Annotated in this window: 9 protein-coding genes; 5 read left to right on the top strand and 4 right to left on the bottom strand. The window is 69.1% G+C overall.

Features of this window, described 5'->3' with window-relative positions:
- Nucleotides 1-16: 16 nt before the first annotated feature.
- Entirely contained in the window at nucleotides 17-1,459 is a 1,443-nt protein-coding gene (gene yczR, locus ACZ6O0_RS23610) for a MocR-like transcription factor YczR (protein WP_465767122.1), read from the top strand.
- An 83-nt stretch (nucleotides 1,460-1,542) separates the two neighbouring features.
- The gene (gene msrA / locus ACZ6O0_RS23605) at nucleotides 1,543-2,181 is read left to right on the top strand and encodes a peptide-methionine (S)-S-oxide reductase MsrA (RefSeq protein WP_465767121.1); all 639 of its coding nucleotides are present in this window, start codon (nucleotides 1,543-1,545) and stop codon (nucleotides 2,179-2,181) included.
- A gap of 105 nt (nucleotides 2,182-2,286) precedes the next feature.
- Here the strand turns inward: msrA and ACZ6O0_RS23600 are convergent, their stop codons facing one another.
- The gene (locus tag ACZ6O0_RS23600) at nucleotides 2,287-4,140 is read right to left on the bottom strand and encodes a sialidase family protein (protein ID WP_465767120.1); all 1,854 of its coding nucleotides are present in this window, start codon (nucleotides 4,138-4,140) and stop codon (nucleotides 2,287-2,289) included.
- 657 nt (nucleotides 4,141-4,797) lie between these two features.
- Nucleotides 4,798-5,886, bottom strand: coding sequence for a lysylphosphatidylglycerol synthase transmembrane domain-containing protein (locus tag ACZ6O0_RS23595; RefSeq protein WP_465767119.1), 1,089 nt, complete (start codon nucleotides 5,884-5,886; stop codon nucleotides 4,798-4,800).
- A 76-nt stretch (nucleotides 5,887-5,962) separates the two neighbouring features.
- Between ACZ6O0_RS23595 and ACZ6O0_RS23590 the strand changes: the two genes are divergently transcribed.
- Nucleotides 5,963-8,263, top strand: a complete 2,301-nt coding sequence (locus ACZ6O0_RS23590; RefSeq protein ID WP_465767118.1) for a CDP-alcohol phosphatidyltransferase family protein — start codon at nucleotides 5,963-5,965, stop codon at nucleotides 8,261-8,263.
- Nucleotides 8,264-8,458: 195 nt separating this feature from the next.
- On the opposite strand, the gene ACZ6O0_RS23585 is transcribed toward ACZ6O0_RS23590, so the two are convergent.
- Nucleotides 8,459-9,376 carry a DUF4333 domain-containing protein gene (locus tag ACZ6O0_RS23585; protein WP_465767117.1) on the bottom strand — a complete coding sequence of 306 codons (918 nt, stop codon included), beginning with the start codon at nucleotides 9,374-9,376 and terminating at the stop codon, nucleotides 8,459-8,461.
- 365 nt (nucleotides 9,377-9,741) lie between these two features.
- A complete protein-coding gene (locus ACZ6O0_RS23580) occupies nucleotides 9,742-10,440 on the bottom strand; it encodes a winged helix-turn-helix transcriptional regulator (RefSeq protein ID WP_465767116.1) in 699 nt (232 codons plus the stop codon).
- Nucleotides 10,441-10,579: 139 nt separating this feature from the next.
- Between ACZ6O0_RS23580 and ACZ6O0_RS23575 the strand changes: the two genes are divergently transcribed.
- Together ACZ6O0_RS23575 and ACZ6O0_RS23570 are read left to right on the top strand one after the other, a co-directional pair.
- Complete coding sequence (locus ACZ6O0_RS23575; protein ID WP_465767115.1) at nucleotides 10,580-11,950, top strand: FAD-binding oxidoreductase; 1,371 nt, start codon at nucleotides 10,580-10,582, stop codon at nucleotides 11,948-11,950.
- Nucleotides 11,951-12,103: 153 nt separating this feature from the next.
- Nucleotides 12,104-13,012 (top strand): hypothetical protein, encoded by a 909-nt coding sequence (locus tag ACZ6O0_RS23570; RefSeq protein ID WP_465767114.1) that lies wholly within the window; start codon nucleotides 12,104-12,106, stop codon nucleotides 13,010-13,012.
- The last annotated feature ends 22 nt before the right edge of the window (nucleotides 13,013-13,034 follow it).

Genomic DNA, 13,034 nt, shown 5'->3' with positions numbered 1-13,034 from the left:
CGCAATAGTGGACTGCATGAAAGGGCAGTATCTCCCCGCCAGTACGCTCGCCGGCCTGCTCGGCGCCTGGGCCGACGGGACCGGTCCGGCGTACCGGGTCCTCGCCGAGCGGCTCCGGCTGCTGATCGCGGACGGCCGGATCATGCCCGGCTCACGGTTGCCGAGCGAGCGCGAGCTGACCGACATGCTCGGCGTCAGTCGTACGACGGTGGCCTCGGCGTACCGGGAGTTGCGCGACGGCGGGTACCTGATGAGCCGCCGCGGATCCGGCAGCGTCACGGCCCTCCCCGGCCGGCTCGAGCCCGAGCTCGGCCGGCACCACGCGCCCACGTTCGACACCGACGCGCACTACGACTTCACTGCCGCGGCGCCGGCCGCGATCCCGGGGATCAGCGCCGCGGTCGCCGCGGCGACCCCCGATCTGCCGGCCCACCTCGCGACTCCCGGGTACCACCCGCAGGGTCTGCCGGAACTGCGCGCGGAGGTCGCGGCCGTCTACACCGAACGCGGGCTGCCGACCTCGCCGGAGCAGATCATCATCACCGCCGGGGCGCTGGCCGCGACGTCGATCGCGATCCGGGCGATGACCCAGATCGGCGACCGGGTGCTGACCGAGAGCCCGACCCACCCGAACTCGGTCGACGCGATCCGGCGCAGCGGGTGCCGGCTGGTGGCGGTACCGATGGGGCCGACCGGCTGGGACCTGCCGTTGCTGGAGGCAACGATCAGGCAGACTGCGCCGCGGGCCGCCTGGATGGTGGTGGACTTCCAGAACCCGACCGGCTGGCTGATGTCGGCGGCGGACCGGCAGCAGCTGGCGACGGCGTTCGCGCGGAGCCGGACGACGGCGATCATCGACGAGACGCTGTTCGGGCTGTCGCTGGACGGTCAGGAGATGCCGCCGCCGTTCGCGTCGTACCACCCGGAAGGGGTGATCACGGTCGGCTCGGCGAGCAAGCTGTTCTGGGGCGGGCTGCGGATCGGGTGGATGCGGGTGCCGGAGTCCCTGGTCGCCCAGGTCCTCGACGCGCGGGCGTCGCTCGATCTGGGGGCTCCGGTGCTGGAGCAGTTGGTCGTCGTACGCCTGCTCCGGCAGCGGGCGGCACTGCTCCCGGAGCGGCGGCTGGCCCTCGCTCGCCAGCGGGACGCGCTGGCGGAGATTGTCTCGACCGAGTTGCCGTCCTGGCGATTCCGGCTGCCGGGTGGCGGTCTGTCGTTGTGGTGCGAACTCCCGGAGCCGGTGGGCTCGAGTCTGGTCGGGGTCGCGCAGCGGAACGGCGTACTGCTGGTGGCGGGGGCGCGGTTCTCGCCGGATGGCGGGCTGGAGTCGTTCATCCGGTTGCCCTACACGCTGCCCGCGGATGCGCTGCGTGACGGGGTCCGCCGGCTGGCGTCGTCGTACGCCGCTTTGACCAGCGGGCCGGCGCCGACCCGGCGTACGGCGGCCATGATCGCGTGAGCGTCCCGTAATCGGGCCGGGGAAGGTTCACCTCACCAGTCGCGTTGAGACACTATGAGAGTCACACTGCGAGAGGCGTGAGAATGTCGTTCTTCAAGCGCAACACAGCCCTGGTCGAGCCCGAGGCCGCTCTGCCCGGCCGGCCGGAGCCCGGATTCGCCGTCCCGGCGGACAACATCGTGCTCGGTACGCCGCAGACCGCGGCGGCGCCCGAGGGGTTCGAGGAGGTCTGGTTCGGTACCGGATGCTTCTGGGGTACCGAGGAGATCTTCTGGCAGCAGCCCGGGGTCTACACCACGGCCGTCGGCTACGCGGGCGGTTACACCCCGAACCCGACGTACGAGGAAGTCTGCAGCGGGCGGACCGGCCAGACCGAGGCGGTCCGGGTCGTCTACGACCCGACCAAGACCACCTTCACCGACCTGCTGAAGGTCTTCTGGGAGACGCACGACCCGACCCAGGGCATGCGCCAGGGCAACGACCTGGGCTCCCAGTACCGCTCGGCCATCTACTACACCACCGACGCCCAGCGCGCCGAGGCCGAGCGCACCCGCGACCTGTACGCCCCGGTCATCAAGCCCCTCGGCTACGGCGACATCACCACCGAGATCGCCCCCGCCACCACCTTCTACTACGCCGAGGGTTACCACCAGCAGTACCTGCACAAGGTGCCCAACGGCTACCGCTGCCACAGCAACACCGGGGTCCCGTTCCCAGGCTGACACTTGATGCGATGCGAGGGCGTCACCCGCAGGGGTGGCGCCCTCGTTCGTGTCGTAGTTCGGAACTGATCAACGCCCGCTCGTCCGGCGCGGACGCGCACGCATCTACGGAGTCGGGTCGGCGTAGGTCCCGCCGAATATGTCGGAGTTGCCGAACGTGCCGGCGCATACCTGCTGGACCGGCGGGGCTACGGCATCCGGCTCTTGAGTCTTGAACGCCTGGTGGACGGCATCCTCCTCACCGCGTGGCTCTTCGGGGTCCGCTACTGGGGCTCCGAGCGCCAGTGCCTCGTTGTGCAGAGCTTGGCGGTAGGTGTTGATCGCCGTGCAGACGGCGGCCGCGCGGGTGTCGTTCCAAACGGCCGCTCCGTACGTCCGGGTGGCCGCGGCGTAGACGTAGTCGCCCAAGAACTCCGCCGCCAGGTTGTTCTGGCTGCTGCCTCTCGGGTCACCGCCGGGGCTGCGGTGTGTTTCGGTGAAGGCACCCACGGTGCCACCTTGGCCGACGTCGGCGTGCTTGACCACGCCGACCAGATTCCTCGGCGACGTCGTGTCGTTGCGGAACGGCGTGGTGAACGCGTTGTACACCACCCAGACGTCGGTCCCGTTCGGCGAGATCGCCGGGGCGGCGTAGTAGCCACGGTCGCCGGCCGCCTCGATCGTCCGGGCGCTGGTCCAACTTGTGCCGCCGTTGGTCGAGGTGGAGAACATCACGTGCTCGTGGTTGAGGCCGTCGCGGCCATCGGCCCACGAGTCGACGATCTGGTTCGTCGCGTCGGTGCCAGTCGGGGCGCCGTTGGCGATATCCACGCTCGGGGACGGGCCGAGGTCGTCACGGGCGCCGCCGATGCCGTCTTCGACGCACCGTCCGATGGACGGCTCGAAGGCGTTGCACAGGTCGGTCGCCGGGAAGATCGGTTGCGCCTGGGTCCAGTGCCGGCCACCGTCGACGGACTTGGACATGAGCTGGAGGCCGTTGCCCGGCGTACCTGACGCGAATTGGTAGGCGAACACGTACGCCACACCGTGGCTGTCGGTCCGGACGGTGCAGCCGGACCTGCCGAATCCGTTCGGGCTGTTGGGATTGTTGGTGCTCGGTGTGATCTGGTGCGTGGTCCAGTTGTCACCACCGTCGGTCGACGTCGCGACAACCAGCGGCTGAGACCTGCTCGGAACACCGCGGAAGGCCGCGGAGCAGACGTAGGTGTACCCGAAGAACGGGCTCGAGGAAGCATTGTCCGCCCAGACCTGCTCCTTATCGGAGAACAGGGCCGAGTTCTGCTTGCTGACGATCACCGGTGGCTTCCAGTTGGCCTGGTTCGACACGATCGCGTTTGTCAGTCCAGTCGAGGCCGGACCGTCGACCCGTGACACCGCGATCGCCTCGAAGCCGTTGAATGCCGAGCGACCCGGGAAGTTCGACGTCAGGTTCGCGTAGTACAGCCGCGACCCGTTCGCCCACGAGAATTCGCCGTTCCTGAACACGGGACCGAACGCCACCGCAGGGTCACCGTCGGATACCAGGCCCGCCTCGAAGTACCCGGGCAACGTGCCGATCGGGCCGACCCGCGGAGAACACGCTGGGTCGCTGTCGCCAGGTACGCCGGCGCAGTTGCGCGCGCTCCAGCCCGTGAAGGTGGGCTGGACCCAGGTCGTACCGCTGTTGAACGAGAAGTAGACCCCCGAAACGCCTACCCCCTCGGTGAACGGACAGTCGTTGTCGAGACCTGCGTTGCAGGCCTCCATGTCGATGTTGTCGTTCGAGCCTGCCGCCAGCACGCTCGGGTGGTTGGCGTCGATCGCCACCGCCGGCTCGTTCTGCTTGTTCGCCGAGAACGGCGCGCTAGGGCTGCCGACGGTGATCAGCGTGTCCGGATTCAGCGCATTGGCACTTCCCGCTGGAATCAAGAGCACCGCCGACGCGGCACCGATGAGCACAACCCTCAACCGCTTACCCATGCCTCCCCCTTTCACCCAAGAGCGGGGAGCCGAGGCACTCTCCTCGCCCGAAAGGACCTCTCGACCTGAAGCTACTCGCCGACCGGAGGCGACGCGAGAGCCGGCGCCTCCCTCCGAACCGACCCGAGTCGGCAGTCGGAAATCAGGCTCGGACCGGCCTCGCGCGGCGCGCGCCGGTCCGGCGATCTGAGACGCGGAGGGGTTGACCGACTGCGCAGCGCGACGTTTCTATCGCCTTGCTGGTATCGCTGCCACCAGCAGTATCTTCACAAGGTGCCCAACGGCTACCGCTGCCACAGCAACACCGGGGTACCTTTCCCGGCTGACGCCTGACAGATCCACCGCGATGCCCCTGGACTCTCCGAGTTCAGGGGCATCAGGCGTATTTGCGCGCCTCCTGGACCGGAGCGGCAGGCCTGAGCCGGCTGACGGATTCACGTCGTACAAGGCGTTCGTCGGGGGGTCCGCCGCGGACCCGTTGGGGTGACTACGGCGCCGCTGTGACCGACGGCAGCACTATCTGGTTGGCATCGGAGTGCTGTCGATGTCGCCGGTGACGAAGAAGTCGGCATCGTTGGACAGCATCAGACGTTCGTCGGTGGCGGTGTCGAGGTAGCCGTCGATCGACATGGCACAGCTGAGCAGGGTGTAGGGCGATCAGCCATGCACAACGCTCCCGGCTCGCTCCGGCTGCACCTCGGTCGGGCCGCGCGCACTGTCCCGGGCCTGCCGTCGCGCAACCAGCAGGACGACAGCTCCAGGCAGGGTGGCGACCAGCGCGAGCACGCCGTACACCACCGCGACGGTGACGCCCTGCGCCGCGCCCAGCCCGACCGAGCCGAACGCCCATGCGGCCGCGCCCTCGCGCGGGCCCCAGCCTGCGATGTTCGTCGGCACCGCCGAGGCCATCAGCACGACCAGTGCCAAAGGCAGCAGCCGACCCAGCGACACGTCCACCCCGGTCGCTCGCACTGCGACCAGGAATACCGCGGCGTGCCCGAGCACGGCGACGGTGGAGGCGAGCACGATGCCCGGCCAGGCCCGCGGCGCGAGGACCGCGTCGCGGAGGTCTCTGGTGAATGCGCGTGCGATCCGGGCAGGGAGGCGACGTCGCTTCAGGCACAGGGGTACGGCGATGAGCGCCACACAGGCGACGACCACGACCGGCACGGCGACCGAGGGAACAAGCGAGCCGGCGGGCCGGGACAGCAGGAGCAGCACGCCCACGGTCAGCACGATCTGTACCGCAAACCCCGACGCCCGCTCCCACGCGACAGCGCGCAGGCTCCGGCCCAGGTCGCCGACTTCGCGCCCGTGGCGCACGGCGCGGTGTACGTCGCCCACCACCCCGCCGGGCAGCGTGGCGTTGAGGAACTGGGACCGGTAGTACGCAGCCACCGCGGTCCTCAGCGGCATCTCGACGCCGAGCCCGCCCGCGACCAGCCTCCATCGCCACGCACAGCACAACGTGGTCAGCGACGTGATCGCCAGGGCGGCGGCGAGCGCCCATGCGGTTGTCAGTCGGAGCCCGTCCACCAACGGGCCGGCGCCCACCCGCCACGCGAGGAAGGCGAGGATCGCTGCGCCGCCCGCCACGCGCGCCCAGGTCCAGATGCTTCGGCTGATGGCGGTTCCGATCTCGTAGTTGGGGCCCCGTGACAATGACACGACTGTCACCTGCCGCTGGTTCAGCCGGTCAGCCGCGAACACCAGCACCTCGGTGCCCGGGCTCACCGCAGACCGCACGCCTCCTTCTCCCGCCAGATGAACCGGTGCGACGCTGTTCTCGTATGACTGTCGTACCCATAGACACGGAGGCACTGTGCGTCTGGTTCAGGGTCGAGTGCGCAAAGGCATCCTGACCGGCCCACTCGCCAGCTTCGCTTGCCTGCTCGTGCTCCTCGGTGTACTCGCGGAGACCACCGGCCTCGACGTCGCCGGCTGGGTGACCGGCGTCGTCTCCGGAGCCGGCCTTGCCGCGCTGCTCGCCCGCGCGATGGCGCATCACCGTCGTGACAGGCTGGGGCCTGCGGACAGAGTGACACTGGCTCGCGCGATCCTCGCCTGCGGGGTCGCGGCGCTCACGGCGGACTCGCTCGGCGGCCAGGCGCCGGTGGCGATCCTCGTGGCGCTCGCGACGATCGGGCTGGTCCTCGACGGGGTGGACGGGCAGGTCGCCCGGCGTACCGGCACCGTTTCGGCGTTCGGCGCGCGCTTCGACATGGAGGTCGACTCATTCCTGGTCCTCGTCCTGAGCGTGTACGTCGCCCGTACGACGGGCTGGTGGGTGCTTGCGATCGGTGCGGCCCGCTATCTGTTCGTGGCCGCCGGCTGGGCGTTGCCGTGGCTGCGCGGCTCGCTCCCGCCCCGCTACTGGGCCAAGGTGGTCGCCGCGATCCAGGGCATCACCCTGACCGCCGCGGTGGCCGGCATCCTGCCCGATGCCGTGACGACGGTGGTGCTGCTGATCGCGCTGGGACTGCTGGCCGAGTCGTTCGGCCGTCAGATCTGGGGGCTGTGGCGCCAGGCCGGGAGTCCGCCCGGCACTCGCACCGCCGTGACGTCAGCGCTGGCAGTGCTCCTGCTCTGGGCTGCGCTTCTCGTGCCGGATCACACAGGAAGCCTGTCGCCGGCCGCCTTCCTCCGGATCCCGCTCGAGGGCCTGGTGTTCGTCGTACTGGTCTGCGTACTGCCGTCGAGACTCGCGCGGATCCTCGCACTCATCGGCGGTCTGCTCGTCGGGGTGCTGCTGATTCTGCGGCTGCTCGACAGAGGCTTCTACTTCGCCTTCGACCGCGGGTTCCACCCCGTGTACGACGCGGCGTACGCCGACTCCGCGCTGGGCCTGCTCGGCGACTCGATCGGCCGCGTCGGCGCCATCGCAGTCTTCATCGGAGCCGGAGTACTGTGCGCGGCCCTGCTCGCGCTGCTGCCGCTGTCGGCAGTGCGGGTGACCCGGCTCGTAGCGAGGCACCGGCGGCCGACGATGCGGATCGTTGCCGTCCTGGCCGTGATCTCGATCGTGCCGGCGCTGACCGGTGCCGGGCCGGAGCCCGTACGACAGGTCGTCTCTACCTCTGCAGCTCGGCTCGCCACGCAAGTCGGTGACGACCTCCGCGACCAGCGGGAGTTCGAACGGGCGCTCAAGCAGGATCCGTTCCGCGACACCCCGGGCAACGACCTGCTGACCGGTCTGAGGGGCAAGGACGTGCTCCTGGTCTTCGTCGAGAGCTACGGACGCACGGCGCTCGACTCTCCTGTGGTCGGGTCGGCGCTCGAGGCCGGGGACCGGCGGCTGCAGCAGGCCGGCTTCTCCTCGCGCAGCGGTTTCCTCACCTCGCCGACCTTCGGCGGCATCAGTTGGCTGGCCCACTCCTCCCTGCAGTCCGGGCTGTGGGTGGACAACCAGCGGCTGTACGACCACCTCGTCACCCTCGATCGGGTCACCCTCACCGACGCGTTCGGTCGCGCCGGCTGGCGGACAGTCGCCGACATACCGTCCAACGACGAGGACTGGTCGGTGGCGAAGACGTACTACCACTACGACATGGTCTACGACCGCCGGAACGTGGGGTACGCCGGGCCGTCGTTCAGCTATGCCTCGATGCCTGACCAGTACACCCTGGCCGCATTCCAGCGGCTGGAGTTGGAAAAGCCGAACCGGGCTCCCGTCATGGCCGAGCTCGACCTGGTTTCCAGCCACACACCCTGGGCACCGCTCCCCCGGCTGGTCGACTGGAGCCGGGTGGGTGACGGCTCGGTCTTCGACCCGATGCCGGCCGAGGGCGACTCGCCGGAAGACGTATGGCGGCAGCCGGACCGGGTGAAGGCGGCGTACGCACAGTCCATCGCCTACTCGCTCGACGCGCTGACCTCGTTCGTACAGCAGCTCCACGACCGCAACCTGGTGCTCGTCGTCCTCGGCGACCATCAGCCGGCCAGCATCGTCTCGGGCAATGGGGCGAGCCACGACGTGCCGGTGAGTATCATCGCCGCCGACCCGGCCGTGACGGATCGGGTAGCCGACTGGGGCTGGCGGGACGGGCTGCGGCCGGACGCCGGCGCACCGGTCTGGCCGATGGATACCTTCCGGGACCGGTTCCTCACCGCCTACGGCCGCTAGCCCCGCCACCTCCTCGGCACATCTGTGCGCGGAAGTGCGCAACGCTTCTATCGCCTTGGCGGTATTGCTACCACCAGCAGTACCTGCACAAGAACCCCAACGGCCACCGGTGCCACTCCAACACCGGTGTTCCGTTCCCGGCTGACAGCTGACAACCGGCCCTGAGCGCCAGGACCCCTTCGGGTCCCCTGGCGTTCAGTACTTCCAGGCGCCTGTCTGACGGCCGGTGAGGTCGTGCATCACCAACTGGCCGTGCCGGGTAGGGACATCGAACACCAGCCAGCCGGATGCCTGCTCGCCCCGGTTGAGGATCACCGGGTCCAGGGGCGGATCGAACGCGGTCGAGGTGATGATCGCGTCCCCGCTGTAGGTGTGGCCGCCCACCAGCGCGGTGATCTCCACGAGGTCCTGCTCGTCCGCGAGTGCGCGGAGCTTGACGAACGCGCCCATGTACAGACCATGCTCGGGGCGGTCGATGTCGTCGCCGGCAGCGAACTTCAGCTGGGTGACGGTGGCCTCGAGCTGGGCGGCACCCGCCTCGCCGTAGACGGTCAGCTTGTCACCGATCATGCCGGTCGAAGGCTTCGGCGGCGTCACCGGCCACACCGTGGCCGGCTCGAAATGCACTGTCCCGTCAAGGTTCTCGACCACGGTCTGTACGGCCTGGCGCTTGGTCCCCAAGGAGATGGTGCACGGGATCGTCCCGCCGACCTCGACGACCCGCACACGCGACGTACCGCAGTCGACCTTGGCGCCCGCGGCCTGCGCCGGCAGCCTCGACCGGATCTCGGCGACGACCTTCTCGATGTCGATGACCGGCTTGGCCGGTTTGAGCTCGTAGGTGTAATCGCCGTCGCTCACCTGGCTGAGGGTCACGGTCACCGGCAATGTGCTGCCCGCCAGCTCTGCGGTGCACTGGAAGGTCGCTCCCTCGGCGACCTTCACCCCTTCGGGACAGGCGACGCTGCCCACCTGGACGTTGGGCACCCGCTCACGCAGGTACGCGCCGACCGCGTCCGCCGTCCGGTCCGAATCAACCGTGTCGTCCCCGATGTGGACGCCGACGGAGCAGCCGGTCAGCAGGGCTACAGCCAGCAGCACGATCGCGGCCACCGAGCACCCCGCGCGGCCTCCCAGAGCCGCGAATCGAGACGTTCGGTGTGGTGTGGATGCCGGCTCTCGGACAGCCGCTCTGGGTATGGTGATCGCACGCATGACTTCCCCCCGGTGGTGCGACGCGGCGAGGGTCGCGCGCCCACGACATACGTTTGATCCCGGTTGCCCAGGCATACGGCCATACGGGGCCGGGGCCGCAGCTGCGGCGACCTCATGGCGACGCATCCCCGCCAGTCAGATGGGCGGTGGCTCCCTCGCGTCGCGGTCCGCAGTCCTTGTTTCGGACGTTACTCCTCGCGCCACCATCCGAGTAGATCGGAGACAGGCCGGGTGGGGCGGCGACGCCCTCGGCGACTCGCGGGTCAGGCTGCTGAGGTCGCTGTGGTGTGGGGGATCGGCTTGATGTGGGCGAAGGCGCTGCGGGCGTTCCAGGTCGGGAACGCTCGTACGAGCGACGACGGGCCGTGGAGCTGGATGCGACGGTTGCGGGTGGCCTCTGCCCAGCTGAGCTGGCCGGCGTGCCACTTGACGAAGGCTTCGGCTTCCGCGGTGATGTAGAGGTCCTCGTCGAGGCCGGGGTACGTCTTGCACAGTTCGGTGTCGCCGTGCTCGATCAGCAGCCAGTACCGCTCAGGGTGCTGGCGGCCGGTGAAGTCGAAACGGACCACGACGCGCTGGTCCGGGAGCCGGTCCCGGCGGAGCAGGTTGCACATCGACCACAGCGCCACAAAGGGATCGAGGTGCTCGGGGGCGATCTCGAGCCAGGCGGCACCCCACTCGCCGAGCGAGACGCAGACCTTGAACAGGTCGTGGCCGGCGGGTGCGAGCTCGTAGTGGCGCCCGCGCCCGTCGGGCTTGAGTGCCGAGCTGACGATTCCGAACCGTTCGAGCTGCTTGAGCCGCTGCGAGAGCAGGGTGCGAGAGAGCCCGGGCGCGCCCTCCAGGATCTCGCTGAAGGTGCCGCACCCCAGATACAGGTTGCGGACGATCAGCGGCGTCCAGCGCTCGGCGAAGATCTCGGCGCCGCGCGAGATGGGGCAGTACTGGCCGTATGTCCTCACGATGCCAGTGTCTTGCCGAGGTCCTCGCGTGTGAAGTCCAGATTCTTGACTTCCCGGCCGGGGTCGGCCGCGATGCGATGGTGCCGTCGGCAGCGGAAGGGCCGACGAGGTCGCCCACCCGAGCGAGGAGGTAGCCGCCATGGAGATCGATGGGTTCCGGGGCCGGCTGATCATGGCCGACCACACCGGCTATGACGCCGCCCGAGCGGTGTGGAACGGCGTCATCGACCGGCATCCCCGGCTGATCGCTCGCTGCAGTGGGACCGCCGACGTGGTCGCTGCCCTGCGTTTCGCCCACGACCACGACCTGGAGATCGCCGTACGGGGCGGGGGCCACAACGTGGCCGGTACGGCGGTATGCGACGACGGGATCGTCATCGACCTCTCGGCGATGCGGGCCGTGTGGGTCGACCCCGCCGGCCCGGCCGCCTGGGTCCAGGGAGGTGCCCTGTGGAGCGACGTCGACCACGAGACGCAGGCCCACGGTCTGGCCACCACCGGCGGCATCGTGAGCCACACCGGCGTCGCCGGGCTCACCCTCGGTGGCGGCCTCGGCTGGCTGATGCGCAAACACGGGCTCGCGGTCGACAACTTGCTGGCCGCCGAGGTGGTCACCGCCGAGGGAAGCATCGTTCGGGCTTCCACCGACGAACATCCCGACTTGTTCTGGGCACTACGGGGCGGCGGCGGCAACTTCGGCATCGTCACCTCGTTCCAGTTCGCACTGCACTCCCTCGGCCCGGACGTCGTCGCCGGTCCCGTCTTCTGGGCGGCCGAGGACACCGCGGAGGTACTGCGCTTCTACCGGGACTTCGTTGCCGAAGCCCCCGACGAACTCGGCAGCGTAGTCCGGCTCGGCACGGTCCCTCCTTGGCCGGACATCCCCGATGACCTGCACTGGCGGCCGGCGATCGCTGTCGCCTGCTGCTACGCCGGCGCCGTCGAAGCGGGCGAGCGTGCGGTGCGGAGCCTCCGCCGGTTCGGGACGCCACTCGTGGACCTGCTCGCACCCAGGCCGTACGTCGCGCTCCAGAGCGCGATCGACGACACCGTTCCCCATGGCTGGCACTACTACTGGAAGTCCACGAATCTCGCCGGGCTCTCCGACGACGCCATCGCTGTGATCGCCGAGCACGCGTACACCGCTGGTTCGCCCCGGTCGTACGCGGCGATGTTTCATCTGGGTGGCGCCGTCGCCCGAGTCCCCCACGACGCCACCGCGTACGCCGGTCGCGAGGTGGCCCACAACATCGTCATCGAAGGAGTGTGGTTGCCCGACCAAGCCGGCGAACTGGCCGCCGACGAGACTGCGTGGGCGCGACAGTTCCTGCAAGCCCTCGAGCCACACCGAGCCGCCGGCGTCTACATCAACTTCCTCGACGCCGACGACGACAGCAGCCGGGTTCGGGAGGCGTACGGCGATCACACCTACCGGCGGCTCGCCGAGGTCAAGGCCAAGTACGACCCGGACAACACCTTCCACCACAACAAGAACATCCAGCCCACTTGAGCACCCTGGGCGGAACTGCGCCGATCGTGCGGCGCCGTTTCCCGGTACGAGCGGGGCGTTGCAGGAAGTGGCAATGGATGGGGATTTGGCCGGGGAGTGCGGTTATCGTGGCTCGTTCTCAGGGGGACTGGCTTCGCTGGAGGGGATTACTCGATGAAGTTGCAACGCCTTGCGCTCGTCTTGGCCGGGGTCGGCTTGTTCGCCGCCGCTGCCGTACCTGGAACGGCGGTCGGCGCCGGCTCGCCACCGTCCTTGAGGGCGGCAGCCATCCCGTGCACCAACGAGGTGGTCTGGACGGATACCGCGAACGACGCGCTCGAGGCCGGCATCACGGCCCGGAAGCCACCGATGGTGGTGGACTGGTTCCTCCTGGCCCACTTCGTCTCCATCCGCTCGATGTCCACGTGGTACAGGACGGTGAGCCGCAGCGGCGCCCAGTACTCCTACGGCCTTCTCCTCCAGGGCGGGAACCTGTACCGGCACGTGACCACCACGCCCGTCACCGGCACGCACCGGGTGACGGCGACCAAGCTCGGAAGTGGCTGGACGAGCTTCAAGTCCATCACCACCTCCAACTACCAGGCCCCCGCGCCCGGCCCCGCGCACGCGTATCTGTACGGCCTGAACAGCAACGGCAATCTCTACCGCTACGCGCCGAACGGCACCGGCTACAAGTCGTACGGCTCGTTCGGTGGCTTCAAGAGCTTCAAGACGATGGCCGTGATCAGCGAGATGCAGACCTACGACACGCTCCTGATGACGACCACCGCCGGCGCGCTCTACACGATCCACATTCCCGTCACGGCGACGGCGAAGCCGGTCGTCAAACTGATCCGCAAGAGCGGCTGGTCGTCCTTCGAGTCCCTGCTCGTCGAACACTGCGGCACCAACGGCGCCTCGGTCGTGGTCGGGATCGACCACAACACCGACTCCGGCTACCAGTACGGCATGAGCAAGGCGAACGGCACGGCGACCGCGATCGTGTCCTACGGCAAGATTCCGGTCGTCTTCAACGGCATCACCCACGCCTCCCGCACCAGCAGCCAACTAACCGGCGAATAGCCGGGCGGGCGACCATAGCTCT

This window comes from Kribbella sp. NPDC048837 (assembly GCF_055586945.1).
Note: the sequence above shows the minus strand (reverse complement) of the source record. Positions and strands in the feature narration are given on the sequence as shown.